Origin of the sequence: Bacillus sp. AY3-1 (assembly GCF_008368785.1) — a bacterium.
Classification (GTDB): domain Bacteria; phylum Bacillota; class Bacilli; order Bacillales; family Bacillaceae_G; genus Bacillus_A; species Bacillus_A wiedmannii.
On the sequence record NZ_QORZ01000021.1, the window covers coordinates 147,373 to 174,173 of the forward strand.

Here is a 26,801-nt window from a genome sequence, read left to right on the forward strand (position 1 = left end):
AATTATCTCTAATAAGGGTTCTTAATACGATATAAATGATATTTTGATTAAATCGTATTACTTTAATGAAAAGGTGAAATCATGCAAAAATCAATTATTTCTAATATCTTTTATAAAATACTGCTCAATACATTTAATATTATACTCCCAATCTTAGTTGGTCCTTACGCGTATCGAATGCTAGGAGCCAATTCAATAGGAACTGTTAACTATGCTGAAACTATTTTTAATTATTTTTTCATATTCGCAGTATTTGGTGTATATCAATACGGACTACGTGAAATGAGTTTAATAAAAAATGATAAAAGTAAAGTTTCTAAGTTATTTACAAGTCTTTATGTAATTAACTTTACGACTAGTATTTTGGCCTTACTATCCTTTTTACTCTTTAGTTACATTGGATACGGTAACGAAAACTTATTCCCTGTCCTTCTAATCTTCGGCTTCAATTTCATTTCAAATATATTTTATGTGGAGTGGTTCAATGAAGCATATGAAAATTATGATTTCATTACTAAAAAAACAATTGTTGTTCGACTTATCTATGTTGGACTTCTTTTCTCTCTAGTTCATGGAGTGAATGATTATAAAACATTTGCCTGCTTATTAGTGCTATCAACATTCTTAAATCATTTTATTAGTTTTATATATGTGAAACGCCAAGTTAAATTTGATTTTTCTAACTTAACGATTATTCCACATTTAAAACCCTTAGTATTAGTCGTTATTTTTTCAAATGCCAATATTTTATATACACAATTAGATCGACTTGTCTTAGGCGCATACGCAGGAAAAATAGAAGTCGCTTTCTATGTTATGGCTTTCCAAATTATGACTATCATCAATACACTTATGTTAAGTGTTGTACAAGTCACGATTCCAAGGCTTTCGTATTTATCTGGAAACGCAGCTGAAAATGAATATGAATATTTATTAAATAGAATTTCAAAGGTATATTTCATTACCTTATTTCCTGCGGCAATCGGTCTAATGCTCATTGCCCATAAGGCCGTCATTATTTATGGTGGAAAGGAATTCGCTCCCGCTGGTAATACTTTAATTATTTTTGCTTTTTATATGATCACAGTAGGTATTGAGTCTATCTTATCGAATCAAATTATTTATGTGAAAAAGAAAGAAAATATTTTGGTGCGCTTTTTATTTATTTGTGGATTCGTCAACTTAGCATCCAATATCGCATTAATATTTTTCGATATACTCACTCCCACAACAGCAATTTTCACAACAACCATTGCAAACATTGGATTAATTACTCTCGAATATATATATATAAAAAAGAAATTAAAAGTGAATTATACATTGTTTGATATTCAAAAACTTAAATACCTATTTTATTCTCTAACATTTTTACCAATAGCGTTTATTATAAAAAAGTTAGTCTCTGGACAAATCATACAATTCGCCCTAGTAATATTGATATGCGGATCAACATACATTCTTATCTTATTTGTAACAAAAGATGAGATTCTATTAGCTCTACTAGGAAAGCTACAAGCACGATTCAAAAAGGTGTAAACGCAACCTCTTAAAGGAGCTGTTAAAATTGAAATTTTCTTTGATTATGGCCACTTGTGGTAGACGTGATGATATTCTAGATCTACTAAAGTCACTTAAACAACAAACTTATAAAAACTTCGAACTTATTGTAGTAGATCAAAATGACATTCCAATCTCTGAGCTCTTTGAGGAATATACCAATAATTTTTCTATTAACTATATTTATACACCTATTAAAGGCCTATCTCGCGCAAGAAATATCGGCTTACAAGTAGCTGATGGCGATGTTATTGCTTTTCCAGATGATGATTGTATTTACGAAACGAATGTCTTAGAGAGCATAGTAGCAACGTTTAACTCAAATGCACATATTCAATTTATATCGACAAACACTACAAACGTTGAAAAAACAGGATCTTTAATACATGCGCCTGATAAAGATATCATTCTAAATAATAAGTATGGATTCATGGGCCCCTCTTTCGCTCTGTTTTTTACAAAACAATTTGTACAAGACGTTGGCACATTTAATGAAGATTTAGGTGTTGGATCTGGAACAATTTATGGCGCCGGTGAAGAGACTGATTTCGTACTACGAGGTATGAAAAAAAATTATATAGGTTTATTTAGAAAAAATCTTTTCGTGTACCATCCTGTAAAAGAGGATACTATAGATGAACAATCATTAAACAGAGCTATTTCTTACGCTGGTGGTTTTGGTAAAGTTATTCGTTTACATTATGGATTTCCTTACCTTGTACGTGCAGTCGTTGCCGCTACATTCCGCATGATGCAAAATATATTTAACAATAAACGTAAATTCCATGCAAATCGGGTAAGAGGCATTATCCGTGGATACTTTAAATAATTTTTATTTCCCCTAAAAAAGGTGCAATCATTTTTAATAAACTGATTGTACCTTCTATTTATCTATCTTTCTATTATAGACAAAATAGTCTTTTCTAACCCTTCACGCTACGACGTTTTTGGTACTTCTCCAATAAATCTCTCATACTTATCACCATCATATATATTTTTTTCAAAATAATGAAACATAATTTTTGAAAAAATATACATTTTGAAATGATAGCATTATACGAAAGAATTTAGTATCATGATTCAAGATACTATTTCAAGTTGGACGGAGGATATTATGAGCTTATTAACAGTCGAAAAACTAGGACATACATTTGGCGATCGTACATTATTTAAAGATGTATCTATGCGATTACTAGCGGGTGAGCACGTTGGATTAGTTGGTGCAAATGGTGTTGGTAAATCAACATTTATGAATATTATTACTGGTCAACTTATCCATGATGAGGGCCGTGTAGAATGGACACCTGGTACAAATTACGGTTATTTAGATCAACATACAATTTTAACACCCGGTCGCACAATTCGTGATGTATTAGCCGATGCATTTCTACCTCTATTTCAAAAAGAAAAAGCTTTAAATGAAGTTACAGAAAAAATGGGCACTGCTACACCAGAAGAATTAGAGGAACTTCTTGAGCAAATGGCAGAAATACAAGATGCTCTTGAAGCAGGTGGTTTCTATTTATTAGATATTAAAATTGAGGAAGCAGCTCGTGGTCTTGGAATTGATGCAATCGGTTTAGATCGTGATGTTGCTGCATTAAGTGGTGGACAACGTACAAAAGTATTACTTGCAAAGTTACTACTTGAACAACCAGAAGTATTACTATTAGACGAACCTACCAACTATCTAGACGTTGAACATATTCATTGGTTAACAAGTTATTTAAAAGAATATCCACATGCCTTCCTATTAATTTCCCATGATACGGAATTTATGAATAAATGTGTTGATGTTATTTTCCATCTAGAATTCACAAAAATGACGCGTTATACAGCGACATATGAAAAATTCCTAGAGCTAGCGGAAATCAATAAAAATCAGCATATAAACGCTTATGAAAAACAACGCGAATTTATTAAAAAGCAAGAAGACTTTATTGCGAAAAACAAAGCTCGTTATTCAACGACGGGTCGTGCAAAGAGTCGTCAAAAACAACTTGATCGCATGGAGCGTATTGATCGTCCTGAAACAGCAATTAAGCCAGAATTCTCTTTCAAAGAGTGTCGCGCAAGTAGTCGTTTCGTCTTTGAAGGTGAAGATGTAGAAATCGGATATACACATCCATTATTACCAAAATTAACGATGACAATTGAACGCGGTGAAAAAATTGCAATTGTTGGATGTAATGGTGTTGGTAAATCAACATTACTAAAAACAATTTTAGGCAAGATTAAACCATTAAGTGGTAAAACAAGCCTTGGTGATTTCCTAACGCCATCATACTTCGAACAAGAAGTAAAAGCTGATAATATAACACCGATTGATGACGTGTGGAATACATTTCCTAGCATGGACCAACATCAAATCCGTGCAATGTTAGCAAAATGTGGTTTGAAAAATGAACATATCTCTCGCCCTCTAAATCAATTAAGTGGTGGTGAACAGGCAAAGGTTCGTTTATGTAAACTAATGGGAGAAGAAAGTAACTGGCTACTATTTGATGAGCCAACAAACCACCTTGATGTTACAGCAAAAGAAGAGCTTAAGAAAGCTATGAAAGCATATAAAGGAACGATTCTACTTGTATGTCACGAACCAGACTTTTATGAAGATTGGATAACAAAAGTTTGGGACGTAGAAGAATGGTCTCAACAAAACTCTTAATTTCTTAAAACAAGCCCTATGCAGACCAAGTTAAGTTTGCATAGGGCCATTTTCATTGAAATAACTTATAAAATTCATTAAGGAGTTTAAACATATAATGCAAAATACATTTTCTCTAAAAGCCAATGCATTTTTTGTAAAGTGTTTATTACTACTATGCCTATTTATTTATGCAGCCATAACATGGTATTCCATATCCATAATCGGAAGTACTTCCGGTTCTCGTTTCCTTGCTATAGTCCCGCCCCTTATTATAGGTTTACTCCTTTTACTTATTGGTTACATTGCGAATAAATATATGTCAAAAATAGTATTTACTATTTCACTTATTACTTTAGCTTTTTCGATTCGATTGATCTGGATTCTCAATATTCCAACCCCTATCGAATCTGACTTTGCAATGATGTACTATAGCGCAGTCCAAGCCGCTAAAGGCGACTTTAGTTTTGCTCAAAATACATACTATACTTCATGGGTGTATCAACTTGGTTTTACAATGTATCAAGCTTTTATTATAAAATTATTCGGAGAATCCCCTACACTGCTGAAGATTTTAAATGTTGCATATTGTACAGGAACAACATTACTGGTTTACATGATTACTTCAAAGGTATTTAATGAATGGTCTGGACGTATTGCAGGTGTAATATACTCGCTATATATCCCAAGCATTATAATGAGCTCTGTATTAACAAATCAACACCTTGCTACCTTCTTCTTTTACCTTGGTTTTTATATATTAATTACAAAGGGATTAAGCCATAAATATATGTGGATTTTTATAGGAATCTTCCTATCTCTAGGAGATATCATCCGTCCACTCGGTGCCTTAATTTTGATTGCCGTAACTATTTATACCTTTTTACAAGGAATATTAGGAAAATCAAAACAGAGTGTTTTCCATTCTATAAAAAAACTTGTTGGTATTTTCATCATTTTTTACCTTGTACATTATATTATTAGCTACATACTTATATCCACCGGTGTTACACAATATCCGCTCTCTAATCGTGATCCGCTCTGGAAATTCACAGTAGGGTTTAATCATGACACAAAAGGCGGTTATTCTGAGGAAGATGCAGAATATATTACATCCATTGAAATTGGTGAGGAACGGACAGTCGCTGAAAAAAAACTTATTCAAGAACGCATAGCTGATCCGAAAAAAGTTTTATTTTTATTTAAAGACAAGTTCATACTTATGTGGGCCGATTACGATTCAGCTCCGATGTGGAGTTTATTTGGATTAGAAAATAAAGACAATGATATAATCACATTAAAAGACAACCTTATAAAATACGAAAGATATATTTATGTTACCACCTTGCTATTTGGTATATTGTCACTTCTTTATCTTATAATAACTAAACAAAATGAAACTCCTTATACATTATTTTTACTACTAATAATTGGTTATGTAGCTATTCATTTCTTAATCGAATATCAAACAAGATATCGTTATTTCATCGTTCCTAGCTTTACGATTATTCAAAGCTATGGATTGTATATATGTCATATCCTAATAACAAAAAGAAACTCAATACAAGGTTTAAAATAAAAAGATTATTGAACTTTATATACACAATACAGATTATCTTATCGAATAATATAAAAGTACACCAAACATGCACAATGCCATATCAGCCCTTTGAAATATTCACGTAATAACACCCTTACATGATTTACAACAATATAAGGAAGCAGTATTCGTTCATTAATAAAAAAGGTAACAATGAAAACTATCATTGTTACCTTTTTATATTGTAATACCCCATAAGTCGTAAGCGAAATTCTTTTAAATTTGGATGTTCCTCTAAATTAGATAACATCCCTTGAATGACCGGGATCCTTGGATTTTGCAATCTCATTTCTGCCTCCAAAACATCTAATGTAACAAGCAATTCCTCATCTTCTAGTTGATCAGCTAATGTGCGTTTAAAAACAATAATTTCTTTTAAAAAGTGTTCCTTAACCTGCTCCTTAATAAGCTCTGATTTGCAAAGGAATTCTCCAAGCTTTTCTTCATGTAACACAGGTTCTTCCGAAGATTCTACCAATCCATCTACTAAATCATCTACTCTTTTCAAAATAAAAGAAGAAACATAAGATAAGTCAATTTCTGGTGCTTGTAAAATGATTAGTTCTAAATATCCACGGCATATCCCTTCTACCATAATGACTAAATCTAATAAATAAGGCATAACCTTTTCACCATAAATAGACAATAAACTATTCCGATAAAATGCGTGAGACTCTAACTTCATCCTCATCATAAACTCTTCTACTTCTTTATTAAAAGGAATCGCATTTTCCCTCGCATGCATAATAATAAATTCTTTATGCTTTTGTATATCGTTAAACTGACAATGCAATTGCTTTGCAAATTTTTCACGCGGCAATAACGATTCATTTTCAATATCCAGCATTTTATTTTGAATCTTGTCATAGTAATATCGGAGTGTTGCTAATAAAAGCTCATCTTTCGATTTAAAGTATAAATAGAAAGCTCCCTTAGATATGCCACAAGCTGTCACAATTTCCTGTACTGATGTCGCATTTACACCCTTAGTCGCAAATAACTTCATAGCCATCTCTATAATTAAGCGCTCTTTTTCTTTCATATCATGTCTCTCCTAAATTTAATCTCGCATCTTATTATGAATTTATCCCGCATTAACGGGCAGTAAGCCCCCCGCCTCAAAATTCAGCGAAAGCAAAGAAGTTAGGTGGGGGGCTCAACTGCCCGTAAAAGCCCGATTGGTTCAACTAATAATCAGTGGTGATGAAAAAATCCCCACTGATTAAAGTTTCACTTTATTATACCATCCCTTTTCATTGACGACTGACCAATCAGTCAGTTATATTATGTATTAGACTGACCAGTTGGTCAATACAATACAAAGGGAGCGCAAACATGAACAAAATTATTAATTTCTCGTTAAAAAATAAGTTCGCAGTTTGGCTACTAACCATTATTGTTACCATTGCAGGTATTTATTCTGGGCTGAATATGAAGCTGGAAACAATTCCTGATATTACAACACCTGTTGTAACAGTAACTACGGTTTATCCTGGTGCTACACCAGAAGAAGTAGCTGACAAAGTTTCAAAACCGATGGAAGAGCAACTACAAAATTTAAGTGGTGTAAACGTTGTTAGTTCATCATCTTTTCAAAACGCATCTTCTATTCAGGTAGAATATGATTTTGATAAAAATATGGAAAAGGCTGAAACAGAAATTAAAGAAGCTCTCACAAATGTGAAACTCCCAGAAGGTGTAAAAGACCCGAAAGTTTCACGTGTAAACTTCAATGCCTTTCCAGTTATTTCGTTAAGCGTAGCAAGTAAAAATGAATCTTTAGCTACCTTAACTGAAAATGTAGAAAAAAATGTTGTTCCCGGATTAAAAGGACTTGATGGGGTCGCATCTGTTCAAATTTCAGGTCAACAAGTAGATGAAGTACAACTTGTCTTCAAGAAAGATAAGATGAAAGAATTAGGTTTAAGTGAAGATACTGTAAAAAATGTAATTAAAGGATCGGACGCATCTTTACCACTTGGCTTATATACATTTAAAGACACGGAAAAATCAGTTGTTGTAGATGGAAATATTACAACAATGAAAGCATTAAAAGAATTAAAAATCCCAGCTGTTCCTTCATCACCGGGCGGTCAAGGTAATCAAAGTGCTGGAGCTGGTACACAAATGCCGCAAATGAATCCAGCGGCTATGAACGGGATTCCGACAGTTACATTAGACGAAATTACTGACATTAAAGAAGTCGGAAAAGCAGAATCTATTTCCCGAACAAATGGAAAAGAAGCAATTGGAATTCAAATTGTGAAGGCTGCTGACGCGAATACAGTCGATGTTGTAAATGCAGTGAAAGATAAAGTAAAAGAACTTGAGAAAAAATATAAAGACTTAGAGATTATTTCAACATTCGACCAAGGTGCACCGATTGAAAAATCAGTAGAAACAATGCTGAGTAAAGCTATTTTTGGTGCTATCTTTGCGATTGTTATTATTATGCTGTTCCTACGAAATATCCGAACAACATTAATCTCTGTCGTTTCCATACCACTTTCTTTATTAATTGCTGTATTAGTCATAAAACAAATGGATATTACGCTTAACATTATGACACTTGGAGCAATGACAGTCGCTATTGGACGCGTTGTTGATGACTCCATTGTTGTTATTGAAAATATTTACCGACGAATGTCGTTATCAGAAGAGAAACTGCGCGGAAAAGATTTAATTCGTGAAGCTACGAAGGAAATGTTCATCCCAATTATGTCTTCTACCATTGTAACAATTGCTGTATTCTTACCGCTTGGACTAGTAAAAGGTATGATTGGTGAAATGTTCTTACCGTTTGCCTTAACTATCGTCTTCGCTTTATTAGCATCGTTAATAGTAGCAGTTACAATCGTGCCGATGTTAGCTCACTCTTTATTTAAAAAAGAGAGCATGAGGGAAAAAGAAGTACATCATGAAGAAAAACCAAGTAAATTAGCAAACGGGTATAAACACATACTTGCATGGGCTTTAAATCATAAAATCATCACATCAAGCATTGCTGTCCTTCTATTAGTTGGTAGTCTTGCACTTGTGCCAATTATCGGTGTAAGTTTCTTACCATCTGAAGAAGAAAAAATGATCATTACAACGTACAACCCTGAACCAGGTCAAACGTTAGAAGACGTTGAAAAAATTGCAACGAAAGCTGAGAAGCACTTCCAAGATAATAAAGACGTCAAAACAATTCAATTCTCATTAGGTGGCGAAAACCCAATGAGTCCTGGTCAATCAAATCAAGCAATGTTCTTCGTGCAATATGATAACGACACGAAAAACTTCGAAAAAGAAAAAGAGCAAGTCGTTAAAGATTTACAGAAGATGTCTGGAAAAGGCGAATGGAAAAACCAAGACTTCGGAGCGAGTGGCGGTAGTAATGAAATTAAACTATACGTTTACGGAGATAGCTCGGAAGACATTAAACCTATTGTCAAAGATATTCAAAATATCATGAAGAAAAATAAAGACTTAAAGGATATTGACTCTAGTATTGCAAAAACGTATGCAGAGTACACTTTAGTCGCAGATCAGGAAAAACTAAGTAAAATGGGTCTAACAGCTGCACAAATCGGAATGGGACTTTCTAATCAACATGATCGACCTGTTCTGACAACAATTAAAAAAGACGGTAAAGATGTCAACGTATATGTCGAAGCTGAAAAACAAAATTATGCAACAATCGATGACTTAACAAATCGTAAAATTACAACGCCACTTGGTACTGAAGTCGCTGTGAAAGATGTTATGACTGTAAAAGAAGGGGAAACTTCGAATACAGTGAAACACCGCGATGGCCGTGTTTATGCGGAAGTAAGTGCAAAACTAACATCTGATGACGTTTCAAAAGCATCTGCCGCTGTTCAAAAAGAAGTAGATAAAATGGATCTTCCTTCTGGCATAGATGTTTCTATGGGCGGTGTTACAAAAGATATTGAAGAATCATTCAAGCAACTTGGCTTAGCGATGTTAGCTGCGATTGCCATTGTATACTTCGTTCTTGTCGTTACATTTGGCGGTGCCCTTGCACCATTCGCAATTTTATTCTCGCTACCATTCACAATTATCGGAGCTCTTGTTGCCTTATTAATCTCTGGTGAAACGTTAAGTGTCTCTGCAATGATTGGTGCACTTATGTTAATCGGTATCGTTGTAACAAACGCTATCGTACTTATCGACCGCGTTATTCACAAGGAAAATGAAGGGCTATCAACACGTGAAGCCTTATTGGAAGCCGGTGCAACACGCCTTCGTCCTATTTTAATGACTGCAATTGCAACAATCGGGGCTCTTATCCCGCTTGCATTAGGATTTGAAGGTAGCGGCTTAATTTCTAAAGGACTTGGTGTAACAGTAATTGGTGGATTAACAAGTTCAACGCTATTAACACTTCTTATTGTTCCAATCGTTTATGAAGTATTAAGCAAGTTCAAAAAGAAAAAAGTAAAATAAAAAAATAACCTCGCTAATTGCGAGGTTATTTTTTATTCCCAAATACGACTAGAAAATCACCATATCCTTCTTTCTCTAATTCCTCTTTTCGGATAAATCGAAGGGCTGCGGAATTAATACAGTAACGAAGACCATTTGGTCCTGGGCCATCCGGGAATACATGGCCTAGATGTGAATCTCCCTCTTTGCTTCTCACTTCCGTACGCGTCATATTATGACTGACATCCATTTTTTCTTTCACACTTGCTGACATAACTGGCTTCGTAAAGCTAGGCCATCCACACCCGCTATCAAATTTATCTAAAGAAGTAAATAACGGTTCACCTGAGACGATATCTACATAAAGTCCTTCTTCTTTATGATTCCAATATTCATTTTGAAAGGGTGGCTCAGTTCCATTTTCCTGTGTTACATAAAATTGCATCTCATTTAGTTTTTCTTTTAAATGAGCATTATCTTTTTGCCAATGTTGTTTAATAAACGCATCCCGCCCTGACCCTTTACGGTATAACTCATAGCGGAATGTATTTTTCTTATGATATCCTTGGTGATAGTCTTCAGCTGGATAAAACGTAGCTGCTGGTAATATTTTTGTCGCAATTGGTTTTGAAAAGCGTCCACTCTTTGCAAGCTCTTCTTTTGAAGCATTTGCTTTTTTATGTTGTTCTTCATTATGATAAAAAATCACTGTTTCGTAAGACTGTCCGCGGTCGTGGAATTGACCACCTATATCAGTCGGATCAATTTGTCTCCAGTATATATTTAATAACTCCTCATACGGCATTTTATTTGCATCAAATGTAATTTGTACTGCCTCATAATGTCCAGTCGTTTCTGAACATACTTCTTTATATGTTGGACTCTCTTTATGACCACCTGTATAACCAGAAACAACCTTTATAATTCCTTCCATCTCTTCAAATGGCGAAACCATACACCAGAAGCACCCTCCAGCAAATGTAGCTAACTCTACCTTTTCATTTACAGCCATTATTTCACCCCTATTCTATCTTCTGCTTACAGTATGGCATAAAAAACATCATGTTATAAAAGAAAAAGCATCGAACATCGATGCTTTTTCTTTACTTCACCTTATTTTTTCTGGCTTCATTCTCCATTTCATCACTTGTCACATCTAAGACATCTAATAAGAAAATGAAGATTGGAATACCGATAATTAATCCCCATACACCTAAGAAGTGTTCTGAGAAGATTAATACCATAAATGTATAGAAAATCGGTAAGTTTGTTTTTTGCGACATGAACTTCGGATTTAACACGTAACTTTCAAGCGCATGAATTACTGTTACGATAATTAAAATATAAACAACGTACATAATACCGCCAATATTGTAAGCAATCATACAAAGCGGGAATAACGAAATGATAACCCCAGCTACTGGAATTAAACCAAGTAAGAAGATCATTAACGCTAAACCTAATAATTGCGGGAATCCTAATATCCATAGTGCAATAACGGATAAAACACAGTTAACAACTGCAATTAAAAATTGTGCTTCAATTACTTTTCCGAATGAACGTGCAAATTTCTTACCGAAGTACTCAATTTCAGTATAGAAAATTGCAAGTCGGCTTTCTTTAAATTTTGCAGTAAAAGCAACGATACGAGCTTTCTCCAATAAGAAAAATAAACTTAAAATTAAAGAAAGTAATACTTGAAGGCCAAATTTTCCAACATTCGTAATCGATTTATACAAAATGTCAACGCCTTGTCCTACATATTTCGAAAGTTCCATATGATTGACAGCGTTAACTGCATACTTAATTAATTCACTATCTGGTGGGTTTCTTAAAAACACGTTAAATTGATAAATCAATTGTGAAATTTGTATCGTTAATACTGGTAAATATTTGAATAATGTAATAACAATTCCACCGATTAACATTACATATAGAAATGCTATAATGAGCTTTCGATTAATGGGCATGAAGTGATCTAATTTGCGGGAAATAAACTTTTGGAATCGATCCATTAAATACGTGAGAATAAACGTAATTAAAATTAAATTCAACATACTTTGCAGCCCGTATAACATGAGAGCAAGTATTACTAATACGAGAAACCTCTGAAATCCTTTGCTTTGAAACAGGTTTTTTATTTGCATAATCGACGAGTACTCTCTCCTGTCCTATAAAGTAAAACGTTAATAAGTAGATTTTTTCTCTCTTCTCTACCTTTAATTATTTATTCATATAAAGATTTTTATAAACTTATTATAGATCTCTCTTAGCAGATCCTATAGTAGCTTACTTCTTATTTTACAATACAATGACCTAATTCAAAACGTATTCTACACAGTATTAATGAAGATTTAAGGAAACTTACATTTTTTTAAAATAGGTCTTACCACTACTGTAACATAAAAAGCAAGCTATCAGTAGAAATCTGTCCTACAAATAGCTTGCTTTTCTCATTTTTTTAAGTAAGTTTTATTAGCCAATGAATGGCATAAACATCGGTATGACAACTACAGTTACAACCCCTACTACTGTTACAGCAATACTTGCCATAGCTGCCTCTACTTCACCCATTTCAATTCCTACTGCCACTCCTAATGCGTGACCTGCTGTTCCAAGTGCTAAACCTTTTGCAATTGGATGTTTTACTCTAAATGTTTTTAAGAATAATGCTCCTAATGCGTATACAATAACCGCGTTAAAAATAACTGCAAACGATGTAATTGCTGGTATACCACCAATACTTTCAGAGATCGGTAATGCAATTGCTGTTGTTGCTGCTTGTGGTAACATTGAATTCATTACTGCTGTATCTAGACCAATTGCTTTTGCAACAATGAACACGACAATTACTGAGCAAATAGATCCAACCACGATAGCCGATAAAATTTGCCACCAATATTTTTTCAACTTATCCACTTGTTTATATAATGGAATTGCAAACGCGATTGTTGCTGGTTCTAAGAAGAAGCTAATCATTTTTCCGCCAGTATTATATTCTTCAAAAGTAAAGTTACCTACTTTTAGAAAGACAATTCCTAATACCATCGCTACGAATAATGGTGTGAATAAGAAGAATCCTTTTGAATGCTTAAATAATAATGTTCCGATTCCGTATGCGATTAATGAAACGACGATTCCGAAATATGGAGTCATTGTGCTTGCCATGTTCATTCCCTCCTAACAATATATACTAAATTGGTTACGCAACTTTTCCGTGCTTGCGTCCTTTATTTACTACTTTCAATTCTTTCGTATCTTCTATTTCTTTATCGTCTTTTCCTAAAATAAATTGTGCAAATAATCCTGTTACAGCGAGTAAAATAATTGTTGCGACAACAATTACAGTTAAAATTTGTACAAAATATTGTCCCATTACACCGAGAGAATTAATAACCGAAATACCTGATGGAACGAAAAGGAATCCGATAATACCTGTTAAAGCCGTTCCGAGTGATTCAACTTGTTCCAATTTAATAACTTTTAAACATAATAGGCTAAATAAAATAACTAATCCGATCACCGATGAAGGCATCGGAATTGGTAAATGCGTTGCAATAATATTAGAAACTAACATAATAGCTGAAAATATGAATGCTTGTGATAAGAAACTATATACTTTTTTCGTACTCATTTTGGCCACCTCTTTCGATTTGGTACCTTTATTGTATAAGATAAAAACAAAACTGTAAGCGTTTACATAGTGGAACGTCAAATATACAAAATTAGTTACAAAAATAGGCAGACGAAATACAAAAAGCTACTTCTTAAATACGAAGTAGCTTTTTGAGTTCTTTTGCATATGTACGGCTAACAGGTACTTTTGATCCTTCTTTCATAATTAAATTATATGTAGAATTGAACCATGGTTGTATTTCTGTAATATGATTAATATTTGCAATAAAACTACGATGGACACGCATAAAACTTGCTTGTGGCAACTTCTTTTCCAAAATTACAAGCGTATCATGTGTTACATACGTTTCTCTCATTGTTTTTACTGTCACTTTTCCGTCCACAAGTCCTACATATATAATATCTTCAATATTCACGAGTACAATCGATTCTTCAATTGGTAATGCTAATTTATGCATCTCGGTCGTTACGTCTACACTCTTTACTTCTTGTTTTGTTTCTAATTTTATTTGTTTTTGCTTTTTATATTTCTTTAGTGTCTGTACGATACGTTCTTCATCAAATGGCTTTAAAATGTAGTCTAACGCATCTACTTCAAATGCTTGCAATGCATATTGATCATAGGCAGTAGCAAACACAATTGCAGGGGGATTTTTCATCTTCTTTAATATATTTGCAATTTCAAATCCGTTATCATCAGATAGCTGAATGTCTAGGAACACAATATCTGGTTTGTTTTTCATTAATTCCTCTAGTGCATCCTCTACACAATCCGCCTCACCAATTATCTCTACTTCTTTCGTTTGCTCTAATAAATATTTCAATTCATCACGCGCTAACATTTCATCATCAACTACTAATACTTTTAACACTCCGTTTTTCCTCCCCTACTTTTTTCGGAATTACAAAGAGGAACTTTGTCCCTTGCTCTAATTCACTTTCAATTTGAAGCATTGTCTCTTTCCCAAATAACCCGATAAGTCGTTCATTAATATTATATAAAGCTGTTCCAGTCCCTTTCTTTGATGGAACTACCATTTTCCCTAATTGTCCTAGACGTTCACTCTCAATTCCTTGTCCATTATCTTGGACTTCAAAATGCACCATCCCCTCTTTTTCAAACACATGTACTTCAACTTCGCACACCGGCTGCTTTTTCGGAAAAGCATGGCGCAATGCATTTTCAACTAATAACTGCAGTACAAATGGTGGAACTAAGGTCGTCTTTAACTCTTCCTCAATGTACATCTTCACTTCATACTTATTCGGAAACCTCGCTTGTTCTAACGATAAATATGCATGTACATGATTTAACTCTTGTTCTAATGGAATAAGCAATTGGCGTGCCCCTTGCAAATTACAACGAAAATACACGCTAAGCTGCAATAATAATTTTCTCGCTTTTTCTACATCTGTTCGGCATAAAGCCGATACAGTATTAATTGCATTAAATAAAAAATGCGGATTGATTTGTGCTTGTAACGCTTTTATTTCGGCATCTTGCAATAACTTACTTTGTAACTCTGCTTCACCTAACTCAAGTTGTGTAGAGAATATTTTTGCTAACCCTTCTGCTAATTCCTCTTCCACACGACTTAACTGGCTAGAATTTTTAAAATATAATTTTAATGTCCCAATTGTATTTCCATGTGAAGTTAGTGGAATAACGATTGCCGCCTGCAAAGGGCAGCCTTCATGTTGACAATTAATAACCTCACGCGATTTCGCTTTCATTATTTTTCCTGTGTTCAACACTTCTTTCGATAAACCAGTTATTAAACTATGTGAAGGAATATGGTGATCTGACGCTAATCCAACGTGAGCTAATATTTTCTCTGTATCTGTTAAGGATACCGCATCTGTTCCCGTAAAGCGGTGAATAATTTGTGCCACATGTTTACAAGAATCCTCTGTTAATCCGCGGCGAAAATATGGTAATGTTTTGTCAGCAATTCGTAATACTTTATGCGTTTGTAAAGCTTTCGCATTTTCTTCCTGGCGCAAAATAGCTTGTATCATAGAAAGTAAAATAAAACTCCCGAAACTATTTACAAGTATCATTGGTATCGCAATTGTTTTCACGATACTAATCCCATCCTCTACGATTAATAGGATCATAATCATCTCTAAAGAAACGATAAACACACTTAAAATCGCTGAAAATTTAGGCGTAATTGCACGATTATATTTTTTAAAAATGTATCCAATATACCCCGTTATAACACCTGCTAAAATTGATGAAATTGCACAGCTTAGCGCTGTCGTCCCGCCAAGCATATAACGGTGAATACCCGCAATCGATCCCACTCCAATGCCGACGATAGGACCACCAAGCAATCCACTAATTCCAACACCCATAATACGTGTATTCGCAATTGTACTAGATGACGAAACACCTTGTAGCCAATTTTCTTTCATAATTGTATTCCCGGCAATTTCAATTCCTGTGTAATTGCTTACAATTGTAAACACTGAAAAAATACAAATAAGCTTAAGCTTATCTACATATCCATCTTGTCTATGAAGAAGGCGCCTGAACGTTTTAATATGAGAAAGTAAAAATCCTAAAATAACAATAAGTCCGACACGTTCAATCATCATAAGTACTAAATTTAGCATCTGTGATTCATTCCTTTTTATATGAGTTAGTTTTATTATGGGAAAATAATGAAGTGGGCGTCAAGGAGAATGAAGTATCTTTTGAAATATTTTACACATAACTATCCCCTCTTTATTTGACAATCTAATAGAAGAGTGCTAAAAATAAAGTAATATAATACAGTCCTTTAACCCAACCCCGTGAGGTTGAGAAGGAAGTCGGAATATACTATACGTATGGTCTTTTTTAGGGATACGTATGCTTTTTTGGCCTTCTCATCATATCAGGTGAGAAGGCCTTTTGTTATTCTTCCATAGCGACTGTAGAAGAAAATAAGGAGGAGTAATGATGAACGTTACTACTGATGTACAATCAACAACAGAGGAAACGAAGGAGAAAAGATATAAAACATTGCTTGGTTCTGCGCTAGGATATGCAGCAGAAGGTTTAGATATGTTGCTCTTATCTTTCGTACTGGTCTACATTTTAAAAGAATTTCATTTGAGCCCTGTTGAAGGTGGAAACTTAACATTAGCTACCACAATAGGAATGCTAATCGGGTCTTATTTATTCGGATTTATTGCTGATTTATTTGGGCGTATCCGTACGATGGCCTTCACAATCTTACTATTTTCACTCGCAACAGCACTTATTTATTTCGCAACAGATTATTGGCAATTATTAATTCTTCGCTTTTTAGTTGGAATGGGAGTTGGTGGTGAATTCGGGATTGGAATGGCCATCGTAACTGAAACATGGTCTAAAGAAATGCGCGCTAAGGCGACATCCGTTGTTGCACTTGGATGGCAATTTGGCGTACTAGTCGCTTCACTCCTTCCAGCATTTATCGTCCCGCATTTCGGATGGAGAGCTGTTTTCTTATTTGGACTCATTCCCGCTCTACTAGCTGTTTACGTCCGCAAAAGTTTAAGTGAACCGAAAATATGGGAACAAAAACAACGATACAAAAAAGAATTGTTACAAAAAGAAGCTGAAGGTCATTTAACAACTGCTGAGGCAGAACAACTAAAGCAAATGAAAAAGTTCCCACTTCGAAAGTTATTTGCCAATAAAAAAGTAACGATAACAACAATCGGTCTTATTATTATGTCATTCATCCAGAACTTCGGATATTATGGAATTTTCACATGGATGCCAACTATTTTAGCGAATAAATATAACTACACATTAGCAAAAGCGAGCGGTTGGATGTTCATCTCTACAATCGGCATGCTAATTGGAATTGCAACTTTTGGTATTCTAGCCGATAAAATTGGCCGCCGTAAAACTTTTACAATCTATTATGTCGGTGGTACTATATATTGTCTCATTTACTTCTTCTTATTCACAGACTCAACATCATTGTTATGGGGAAGTGCACTGCTTGGATTCTTTGCCAATGGCATGATGGGGGGATTCGGAGCAGTTTTAGCTGAAAACTACCCTGCTGAAGCTCGCTCGACAGCAGAGAACTTTATTTTCGGTACAGGACGTGGGTTAGCTGGATTTGGACCTGTTATTATCGGCTTACTTGCTGCAGGTGGTAATTTAATGGGAGCACTATCTCTCATCTTCATTATTTATCCAATTGGTTTAGTTACAATGCTATTATGTGTCCCAGAGACGAAAGATAAAGTATTAGAATAGATTGAAACTGTACAGGGTACTATCTCCTTCGAGAAAAGTAGTTAAATAAATAGTAAAGAGGAAGCATTTCATTTGAGATGCTTCCTCTTTTTATATAAATACAATTATTTATTTTGATTTACTAGCTTTTTGGAACAAGAAGGAAGTTTTCTCTTCTTCTTTTACAATACCTTGTTTTAAGGCTAATTCCCCTGCAACTTTAGGCGCTAGCCATAGCATTGGGAATAACAGAATGGATACTGGAACAGCCGTCACTACAATGAAGGATTGTAAGGCGTTAATACTTCCCTCACCCATGTATAAAAGAATCGCTGCAACTGCACCCATAATAAGCGACCAAAAAACTCGCAAGCTAATTCTAGGATCTCCATCTCCAGTCACTGCCATTGAAATCGAATAAGCCATTGAATCTCCTGTTGTTACTACAAATAAAATTGTTAATAAAAGAAATGCAGGTCCAATAATATTAGATAGTGGCAGTTGCTCTGTAATTGCAATCATAGCCGCTGGCATACCAGATTCACTTAATGCCACCGAGATAGAACCAGGATTCATTAACTCATAAAACACACCTGATCCCCCTAGTATAGTAAACCAAAACGTTGTAATAATAGGTGCAATAATTCCAATTGCAACGATGATTTCTCGGATTGTTCTTCCTTTTGAAATTCGGCTCACTAAAATTGCCATCATCGGTCCGTATCCAATAAACCATCCCCAGAAAAAGATTGTCCATGATCCTAACCAAGCCGTATCACCACGATATGTGCTCATTGGAATAAATTCATTTATATAAAATCCAAACGAAGAAACAAATGAATCAATAATAAATCCACCTGGTCCAAACAGTAATACGAATACCATTAATAAAACTGCTAACCTAACATTTAAATTACTTATAATTTGAATCCCTTTATCAATTCCCGTTACCGCAGATATAGTAGAAACAGCTACTACACAAACAATAATGGCTAATTGAGTAGTAAACACATCAGGAATGTTAAACAATGCTTGTAACCCATAACTTGCTTGTAGTCCTAAAAATCCGATTGGACCAATCGTCCCTGCAGCTACCGCAATAATGGCAAATACATCGATCATTGTTCCAAGCCAACTCTTTCGCAATCTCTCCCCAAAGATAGGATATAAAAGCGTTCGAGGTTTTAACGGCATATCTTTATGATAATGCCCGTACATCATAACTACCGCACTAATTGTACCTAAAATCGTCCAAGCCAGGAAACCCCAGTGCATATAACTTTGTGCTAAAGCAGGCATTACCGCTTCTTTCGTCCCAGCAGTTATACCTTCATGTATTGGTGGCACCGTCATCAAATGGTACATCGGCTCTGCGGCTGCCCAAAAAACGCCACCTCCAGCAAGTAATGTAGACATAATAATAGCGAGCCATTTTGTCGTACTAATCTCAGGTTTTTCTAGCCCCCCAAGTTTAACTCTCCCATATTTCGAAAATGCCATACACATTGCAACAACAAATGTGCCAATTAATAAAACTTGCCAAAAGGCACCAAAATATTTAATTGAAGCTGCAAAACTGCTATTAATGACTCCCTCTACGTAACTTTTATTTAAAATAACTGCAATTACAAATAATAAAAGTGAGCCACCACTAATAAGAAATACAGGCCAATCCGTTTTTCGACTCTTCATTCTCATTTACACTTCCTCCTTCCTCAGCAATCTAAAAAAACAACTTTATTATGTTTTATTGTTTACATCCAAAACACAATGATTATATAAGCATAATAATTCATCAATTTTCTACACACTTATGTTGTCCCTAAAAATATGCTAAATCCCTTATTTAAAAGAAAATTTCTATTCCTATTACATAAAAAAGCAAAACAAAAAACCTTATATTTCTATAAGGTCTTCGAAACAGAAATTTGATTATAACATAAGGAACTCCTTGGTTCAAAAAGCTCCTTCCAAAAATATCCGAGAGTAAAGGCTTCCATTTGCTACGTAACAGTAATTAAAAAAAATTATAATTTGCATAAAAAAACTATACTAAATATTATTTATGAAAGAAATTTGGCTTCAAAATTTCATTCGGATACGGTTTATGATAAATATGAGTGGTAGCTGGAGATAATGGCGGAATGAGCCACACCCAATTGCCCGTTACAACACGACCACAAGCTACTTCTTGCTTCTCAAATTGTTGAAATTGTTGTGCAGCAGTATGATGGTCAACAATACTAACTCCTTGTTTTTTAAAGGAATGTAACACAGCTACGTTTAATTCAATTAACGCCTTATCTTTCCATAACGTACCGTTTCTCGATGTATCGAGCTTCATCATCTCCGCAACAGCCGGCAGTAAATTATAACGATCATGATCCGCTAAGTTACGCGCCCCAATCTCCGTCCCCATATACCATCCATTGAACGGAGCAGCTGTATAGGAAATACCGCCAATTTCTAAGCGCATATCTGAAATCATTGGAACCCCATACCATTTTGCTCCTAAAGATGAGATTGGGTACTCTGGATGTTCAATTGGTACCTCTTTCACTTCTTTTTTAGGAATTTCTTTATATACAGGTTCTTTTCCATCGACAGAAAAAACAAGTGGCAATACATCGAAATTCATACCTTCTCCTTGCCAGCCAAGTTCCTGACAAAAATCCGTAAACGCAGTGGAATGAGAGTCACCAATCACTCCCATTTCTGTTTTATATCCTGCATACCTAATCAATTGGTGATTATAAATTCGTATATTATTTTCTTCACCTTGATATTGCTTAAAAATTGTAATTGTCGGTTTAACTTTCCCATCGTTCGTTGCATATTTAATATGATGAATTAATGCATTGTATACACCTTCCTCATCATTTACTTCACGTGCATCTAATATGTGCATCTTACTCCAAAATAGTCTTCCAATACATCGATTACTATTGCGCCATGCCATTCGTGATCCATGAACAAGTTCTTCAAATGTATGCTCATACGTCCCCGTCTTCTCTATCTCAACTTGAATTTCTTTTATTCTCTCTTCTATGAATTGTTCTTTATTAAGTTCTTTATAGCAAACCGTAATAAAATGACTCGCTTCCTCTATTAATTGTTTCGTTTTACTCATAAACGATCTCCTTCTATTTCAACAAAACGTTACTACTTTACAGTATAAGCAAAAAGAATAAGAGTCACAAATGAAAGTCGAAGTGTTACTTTTATTGTAATATTTTTCAGAAAATTAAAGAGATTACTATTGACTTGTATAAAAAATAGGTGTATTTTTGACTCAGGTAAATTATTTTTACCTAGACCAACTTTTAAATAAGAAAGGAGGGAATGTTATGTCTTCATTTCAATTGCCAAAGCTTTCATATGACTATGATGAACTAGAGCCATATATCGATAGCAACACGCTTTCTATTCATCATGGAAAGCACCATGCGGCATACGTAAATAACTTGAATGCCGTTTTAGAAAACTATACGGAATTACATAATAAACCTGTAGAAGAGTTACTATGTAATTTAGAAACTTTACCAAAAGAAATTGTTACAGCTGTCAGAAATAACGGTGGTGGACATTATTGTCATAGTCTTTTTTGGGAAGTGATGAGCCCACGAGGTGGCGGCGAGCCTAATGGAGACGTTGCAAAAGTAATTGATTATTATTTCAATACCTTTGACAACTTAAAAGATCAACTGTCCAAAGCAGCAATTAGCCGTTTTGGAAGTGGCTATGGGTGGCTTGTCCTTGATGGTGAAGAACTTACTGTTATGAGTACACCTAATCAAGATACACCTTTGCAAGAAGGTAAAATTCCATTACTCGTCATCGATGTATGGGAACATGCCTATTATTTAAAGTATCAAAATCGGCGTCCAGAATTTGTTACCAACTGGTGGCATACAGTGAACTGGGACCAGGTAAATGAAAAGTATTTACAAGCAATGCAATCACAAAAACATTAGTCGTGCGTATAAGGTAAGTTTGGTAATGTAAAATTAGTATTGTCGAAATCCTCCAGAATCCCCCGGATTGCCACCGGGGGATTTATGATTATTTCATTGCATGTATGTAATAACGTAATACTTGTTCTATTTCTATTTTCAATTCTCGGAACGGGAATCCTAATTCACTAGCTTTTCCATTATGTAATGTACAATTAATCACTTCATTATAAGGCGCTGCATTATCTCCTACTTCTTGAACGAGTGCTTTTATTCTCGTATTTTCTTCTATGAAATGAATAACTTCTCGAGTAGAAACTACCCCATTGCTACAAGCATTAATTGGCCCTTCTATGTCCTTCATCCCGCACCAAACTAAAAATTCTCCTGCTTCTTTTTCATGTATAAATGACAACTCTCCATCTAGACCATTCACGGCGACAGGTTCTTGCCTCACAATATGTTCAACGTAAAATTGTAACCTTTTCGTATAATCGTTTTCTCCAATAACAACCGGAAAACGTACTGCAACAACTGGGAATGTTGCTTGTTGAAATGAAACCGCTTCGGCTACTCTCTTTCCTTCACTATAAGTAAAATCCTTCCTACCACCATACGTAATAGCATACTCGTACGGATTAAAGTTCTCTTCTAACAAGCCTATCGCTGGCTCGTAAACAGCCATTGAAGATGTCATAACGTATTTCTTCGTTTTTCCTCGTAACACTTCACATACTATCTTCGCCGCATTCGAGCTATAGCATAAATTATCGTATACGATATCATAACTTTTATCTTCTAGACGCTCAGCTAGTTGTTTTTCGTCTTCTCTATCTACAATCAATCTGTTTACTACACTTCCAAAAGAATCTTCAGTAATGCCTCTCGTCGCAATTGTTACATCGTGTCCAGCTTGCAAAAGTGCTTCTACTAAATGTTTACCAAAAAATCTTGTTCCCCCTAGCACCAATACTTTTTTCAAATTCATCATCCCCATTTTGATAAATTGTAAAATACTACCTCTCTATTATAAATGCTAATATAGAAAAAGCATGGAATTCGTTTAACGATTCCATGCTTTTCTACAGAAAATATATTAACGTACTCGATATTTATAAATACAATAACAGAAGTATAAAATAGAAATTACGGATACATAAACCCATAGTTCATATACGAATCCCTCTCCCCATACTCCCATAAAATAAAAGAGTGAAGGCAACGTCAATGTTACCCATGATTGTACGAAGGCAATTCTTCCAAGGTATTGATTGATATTCTTCTTTTGTGTATTTAATACAAAGAATAAATACCAAAGTAATGCCCACATAAACCACGTTAATGCATTAACAACATCGTGAAATTGAACAAATGAAACAACCATATAGAATAAAGCAATAATTGCTACCCAAATACAAAACCAACCTAAACCGCTACTATCCATTCCTTTTATAAAGGTAACACCTACATATAAATAGGTTAATCCAAATAAGAAAGTAGCTGCATATGAATACACTGTCCAATTGCTTTGGTCAGAAATCATGATCAAATAGAACGGAATAATAATTTGTAGTGCACCCACAAATAAATTAAAAACACCCGCACTTTTCATCTCTGCTTTCCCTAATATAACAAGACTATTTAAAAATAAAGCTGCACCCGAAAGTAATAATCCTACATACCCCATATATCCTCATGTGAAAACCTTATATTTTCACACTGTACCCTCCCCGTCTTGTAAAAATTATATTATTCCTTATTCTCCTTCTTACTTACAACTACATACAAAGTTTTTTCGAAAATAAGTCAGACTTCCTACCTTAAAAAACAATAGAAAAACCCTTTTCATACAGTAATGATGTCAATCAAAATATATCACGCAATAAAAACGCTTTCAATAATACGTAATTCAAGCAAATAGCCAATAAGATTATTTGATTATAAACGTACTTTAACAATGATACAAGTATTGGAATACTTTTCAATAGAACCGGTTGCTATTCAAATGCTATGGTCAGTAATATTTTATTACATTCTCTTTCCTAAGTTGAACATATTACTGACCCCAAGCAACATAATAAAGAATACAATTTATTATATACATAAAATATCCTACAAATTAATAAGAGAATGCTTTACTAACTACCTTAAATTATTTGATAGCCGTTTTTATTATTTACCTGCCATCTCCAAGAATCTAAGCACATCTCTTCTAACCCATATTCCGCTTCCCACCCTAATTCTCGTTTCGCTTTAGATACATCAGCAAAACATACCGCTACATCACCAGGACGACGCCCGATAATTTTATAAGGTATTTTTTTGCCCGAAACCTTCTCAAAAGCATTAACCATCTCCAATACACTATACCCTTTCCCTGTACCAAGGTTATATGCATCTATTCCTGTAGTTTCAAGCACTTTCTCAAGTGCCTTTACATGTCCTTTTGCAAGGTCAACAACGTGAATATAATCACGAACACCTGTCCCGTCTTTTGTTGGATAGTCATTTCCAAATATATTTAATTCCTTTAACTTCCCTACCGCTACTTGTGTTACATATGGCATTAAATTATTCGGAATCCCATTTGGATCTTCTCCAATACGACCACTTTGATGCGCCCCAAATGGGTTGAAATAACGAAGTAACGCGATACTCCATTCACCATCAGCTTTTGCAACATCACGCATAATTTGCTCTATCATTAACTTTGTTTGCCCATATGGATTTGTCACGCTTAATGGAAATTCTTCTGTAATTGGTGACGTTTTTGGAATTCCATATACAGTTGCAGATGAACTAAAAATAAATTTTTTAACATGATGTTTCTGCATCACATCACATAGTATGATTGTACTTATTATATTATTATAATAATATGTTAGAGGGATTGTAGTCGATTCCCCCACTGCTTTAAATCCAGCAAAATGTATAACCGCTTCAATGCTATTTTCCAAAAAAATCTCATTCATTTTTTCACGATTTAAAACACTTTCATTATAAAATTTAAATTGTTTCCCTGTTATTTCTTTTACTCGGTTTAAAGACTCTATTGAACTATTTGAAAGATTATCTACGACTATAATTTTATAATTATTATTTAATAATTCTATACACGTATGACTACCAATATATCCTGCTCCACCCGTTATAAGTATCGCCATATATATAGTCCCCCACTTATCATCAATTATAAAATCTCAATACACATCTATCCTATCATATTCCAAGATATAAATTCTAAATATTTTAAATTTTCTTTTATACAAAAAGCTACATAACCTTTAAGTTATGTAGCTCTTCAACATCTATATTTTTCTATATCATTTTTTATTACCCAAAAATTTTAGTAAAAGCTATCCAAACGTTCTGATTTGTTAAATTACGTAACAATATACACTTAAAAAGTGTGCCAGGCTTCCTAATAATACGAAAACATGAAAAATTTCATGGTGCCCCATATATTTAAACTCCAACCATTTTGGCTTAGCACCGTAAATAAACCCACCAATTGTATAAAAAATACCTCCAAGTACTAAGAAAAGGATACCTCCTGTACTTAAATTCTCAGCTAGCGGTGCAAAGAATAGAACAATTAACCAACCCATCAGAAGATAAATTCCTGTCGATAACCACCTTGGGCAATTAAACCAAAACATTTTAAAAACAATACCACAAATCGCAGTTGCATAAACTAAACAAAATAGTAGTAAACCATTTGCCGAACTTAATGTAATTAAGCAAAAGGGTGCATATGTACCTGCAATTAATATAAAAATCATAGAATGATCTAACTTCCTAAAGAAATAAATAACACGTTCACTGGCTACAACACTATGATACACAGCTGATGCCATATAAAGGACCATCATCCCAATACCGAATAAAATAACAGCTGTAATTGCAGCAAAAGATGGCATCTTAACAGAAACTTTCACAAGCATAGCTAATAATGCAATAAATGCTAATACAGCTCCTCCTAAGTGAGTAAATGCATTAACCGGTTCTCTTACATAAGCATTCATATAAACACCCCTCATATAATTACATGTAGTTTTTATAACTACATGTAATTATATACATATTATTTATACTAGTCAACATTTACAATTCACTTGTTTCGTAATACCATATTTAAAGATATACTAAACATTCAGTTCCACTAAGTTATAAAAGTGAGGGGTTTTACGTGGAAAATATAAATAAATTACTTGAATCATTACATTTAGAAAAAAATATTAAACTTGAGGATATCCCAAATGTCGACTTATATGTAGACCAAGTTGTTCAACTATTTGAGAATACTTATGCGGATTCAACAAGAACTGATGATGAAAAAGTATTAACAAAAACAATGATTAACAATTACGCAAAAGGGAAACTATTCATCCCTATTAAAAATAAAAAGTATTCAAAAGAGCATATGATTCTAATTAGCTTGATTTACCAATTAAAAGGAGCCCTTTCCATTAATGACATAAAAAGCTCCTTAGAAAATATAAATGTACCTTTACTAAACGATGATACATTCGAATTAAATACTCTCTATAAAGATTATCTTGCTCTTACTGAAACCAATGTGGAAACCTTTAAACAGGACGTAAATAACCGTATTAGGGAAGTAAATGAGATTTCCTCCTTAGAAGATCAAAAGCTAGAAAAGTTTTTATTACTAACATCCTTCGTGACGATGAGTAATATGTACAGACGATTGGCAGAGAAGTTAGTGGACGATTTAAAAGAATCGTAAAT

General features: G+C 34.2%; 21 protein-coding genes. 8 read left to right on the top strand and 13 right to left on the bottom strand.

The annotated features are described in order from the left end of the window. Nucleotides 1-81 precede the first annotated feature (81 nt). From DN389_RS22735 to DN389_RS22750, 4 genes are all read left to right on the top strand, one after another. Nucleotides 82-1,536, top strand: a complete 1,455-nt coding sequence (locus tag DN389_RS22735) for an oligosaccharide flippase family protein (protein ID WP_060487927.1) — start codon at nucleotides 82-84, stop codon at nucleotides 1,534-1,536. A gap of 28 nt (nucleotides 1,537-1,564) precedes the next feature. After that, nucleotides 1,565-2,386 (top strand): glycosyltransferase family 2 protein, encoded by an 822-nt coding sequence (locus tag DN389_RS22740; protein ID WP_046958597.1) that lies wholly within the window; start codon nucleotides 1,565-1,567, stop codon nucleotides 2,384-2,386. 246 nt (nucleotides 2,387-2,632) lie between these two features. Then, nucleotides 2,633-4,225 (top strand): ABC-F family ATP-binding cassette domain-containing protein, encoded by a 1,593-nt coding sequence (locus DN389_RS22745; RefSeq protein ID WP_003295909.1) that lies wholly within the window; start codon nucleotides 2,633-2,635, stop codon nucleotides 4,223-4,225. 97 nt (nucleotides 4,226-4,322) lie between these two features. Continuing rightward, nucleotides 4,323-5,783 (top strand): ArnT family glycosyltransferase, encoded by a 1,461-nt coding sequence (locus DN389_RS22750; protein ID WP_097914816.1) that lies wholly within the window; start codon nucleotides 4,323-4,325, stop codon nucleotides 5,781-5,783. 190 nt (nucleotides 5,784-5,973) lie between these two features. Here DN389_RS22750 and DN389_RS22755 read toward each other — a convergent pair whose 3' ends face one another. Further along, nucleotides 5,974-6,846 carry a TetR/AcrR family transcriptional regulator gene (locus tag DN389_RS22755; protein WP_097858877.1) on the bottom strand — a complete coding sequence of 291 codons (873 nt, stop codon included), beginning with the start codon at nucleotides 6,844-6,846 and terminating at the stop codon, nucleotides 5,974-5,976. A 293-nt stretch (nucleotides 6,847-7,139) separates the two neighbouring features. Here DN389_RS22755 and DN389_RS22760 point away from each other — a divergent pair, with 293 nt between their 5' ends. Beyond that, a complete protein-coding gene (locus DN389_RS22760; RefSeq protein ID WP_098191148.1) occupies nucleotides 7,140-10,256 on the top strand; it encodes an efflux RND transporter permease subunit in 3,117 nt (1,038 codons plus the stop codon). Nucleotides 10,257-10,281: 25 nt separating this feature from the next. On the opposite strand, the gene msrB is transcribed toward DN389_RS22760, so the two are convergent. From msrB to lytS, 6 genes are all read right to left on the bottom strand, one after another. Beyond that, nucleotides 10,282-11,247 (bottom strand): peptide-methionine (R)-S-oxide reductase MsrB, encoded by a 966-nt coding sequence (gene msrB / locus DN389_RS22765; RefSeq protein WP_046958602.1) that lies wholly within the window; start codon nucleotides 11,245-11,247, stop codon nucleotides 10,282-10,284. A 91-nt stretch (nucleotides 11,248-11,338) separates the two neighbouring features. Next, nucleotides 11,339-12,382 (bottom strand): AI-2E family transporter, encoded by a 1,044-nt coding sequence (locus tag DN389_RS22770; protein WP_149237644.1) that lies wholly within the window; start codon nucleotides 12,380-12,382, stop codon nucleotides 11,339-11,341. Nucleotides 12,383-12,710: 328 nt separating this feature from the next. Beyond that, nucleotides 12,711-13,403: an antiholin-like protein LrgB gene (lrgB, locus tag DN389_RS22775; RefSeq protein ID WP_000168869.1), complete on the bottom strand. Its 693-nt coding sequence runs from the start codon at nucleotides 13,401-13,403 to the stop codon at nucleotides 12,711-12,713. 34 nt (nucleotides 13,404-13,437) lie between these two features. Continuing rightward, complete coding sequence (gene lrgA, locus DN389_RS22780; RefSeq protein WP_000104908.1) at nucleotides 13,438-13,869, bottom strand: antiholin-like murein hydrolase modulator LrgA; 432 nt, start codon at nucleotides 13,867-13,869, stop codon at nucleotides 13,438-13,440. 133 nt (nucleotides 13,870-14,002) lie between these two features. Further along, entirely contained in the window at nucleotides 14,003-14,743 is a 741-nt protein-coding gene (locus DN389_RS22785) for a LytR/AlgR family response regulator transcription factor (RefSeq protein ID WP_000921823.1), read from the bottom strand. Beyond that, entirely contained in the window at nucleotides 14,721-16,490 is a 1,770-nt protein-coding gene (gene lytS / locus DN389_RS22790) for a two-component system sensor histidine kinase LytS (RefSeq protein WP_000933595.1), read from the bottom strand. The genes DN389_RS22785 and lytS overlap by 23 nt, the downstream gene beginning before the upstream one ends. Before the next feature lie 328 nt (nucleotides 16,491-16,818). On the opposite strand from lytS, the gene DN389_RS22795 reads away from it, so the two are divergent. Continuing rightward, entirely contained in the window at nucleotides 16,819-18,117 is a 1,299-nt protein-coding gene (locus DN389_RS22795) for an MFS transporter (RefSeq protein WP_098191147.1), read from the top strand. Nucleotides 18,118-18,225: 108 nt separating this feature from the next. Here DN389_RS22795 and DN389_RS22800 read toward each other — a convergent pair whose 3' ends face one another. Both DN389_RS22800 and DN389_RS22805 read right to left on the bottom strand, forming a co-directional pair. Then, nucleotides 18,226-19,794, bottom strand: coding sequence for a BCCT family transporter (locus DN389_RS22800; RefSeq protein WP_149237645.1), 1,569 nt, complete (start codon nucleotides 19,792-19,794; stop codon nucleotides 18,226-18,228). A 361-nt stretch (nucleotides 19,795-20,155) separates the two neighbouring features. Next, on the bottom strand, nucleotides 20,156-21,226 hold the full coding sequence (locus tag DN389_RS22805) for a nitric oxide synthase oxygenase (RefSeq protein ID WP_088123826.1): 1,071 nt from the start codon (nucleotides 21,224-21,226) through the stop codon (nucleotides 20,156-20,158). A gap of 217 nt (nucleotides 21,227-21,443) precedes the next feature. On the opposite strand from DN389_RS22805, the gene sodA reads away from it, so the two are divergent. Continuing rightward, nucleotides 21,444-22,070: a superoxide dismutase [Mn] gene (gene sodA / locus DN389_RS22815; RefSeq protein WP_088123827.1), complete on the top strand. Its 627-nt coding sequence runs from the start codon at nucleotides 21,444-21,446 to the stop codon at nucleotides 22,068-22,070. A gap of 88 nt (nucleotides 22,071-22,158) precedes the next feature. On the opposite strand, the gene DN389_RS22820 is transcribed toward sodA, so the two are convergent. From DN389_RS22820 to trhA, 4 genes are all read right to left on the bottom strand, one after another. Next, on the bottom strand, nucleotides 22,159-23,046 hold the full coding sequence (locus DN389_RS22820; protein WP_149237646.1) for an NAD-dependent epimerase/dehydratase family protein: 888 nt from the start codon (nucleotides 23,044-23,046) through the stop codon (nucleotides 22,159-22,161). A gap of 99 nt (nucleotides 23,047-23,145) precedes the next feature. Further along, nucleotides 23,146-23,736, bottom strand: a complete 591-nt coding sequence (locus DN389_RS22825) for an AmiS/UreI family transporter (RefSeq protein ID WP_000542569.1) — start codon at nucleotides 23,734-23,736, stop codon at nucleotides 23,146-23,148. Nucleotides 23,737-24,196: 460 nt separating this feature from the next. After that, nucleotides 24,197-25,213, bottom strand: coding sequence for a UDP-glucose 4-epimerase GalE (gene galE, locus DN389_RS22830; RefSeq protein WP_088123828.1), 1,017 nt, complete (start codon nucleotides 25,211-25,213; stop codon nucleotides 24,197-24,199). 213 nt (nucleotides 25,214-25,426) lie between these two features. Continuing rightward, entirely contained in the window at nucleotides 25,427-26,074 is a 648-nt protein-coding gene (gene trhA / locus DN389_RS22835) for a PAQR family membrane homeostasis protein TrhA (RefSeq protein WP_000995371.1), read from the bottom strand. Nucleotides 26,075-26,238: 164 nt separating this feature from the next. On the opposite strand from trhA, the gene DN389_RS22840 reads away from it, so the two are divergent. Further along, nucleotides 26,239-26,799, top strand: coding sequence for a DUF1836 domain-containing protein (locus DN389_RS22840; RefSeq protein WP_000427891.1), 561 nt, complete (start codon nucleotides 26,239-26,241; stop codon nucleotides 26,797-26,799). Nucleotides 26,800-26,801 lie beyond the last annotated feature (2 nt).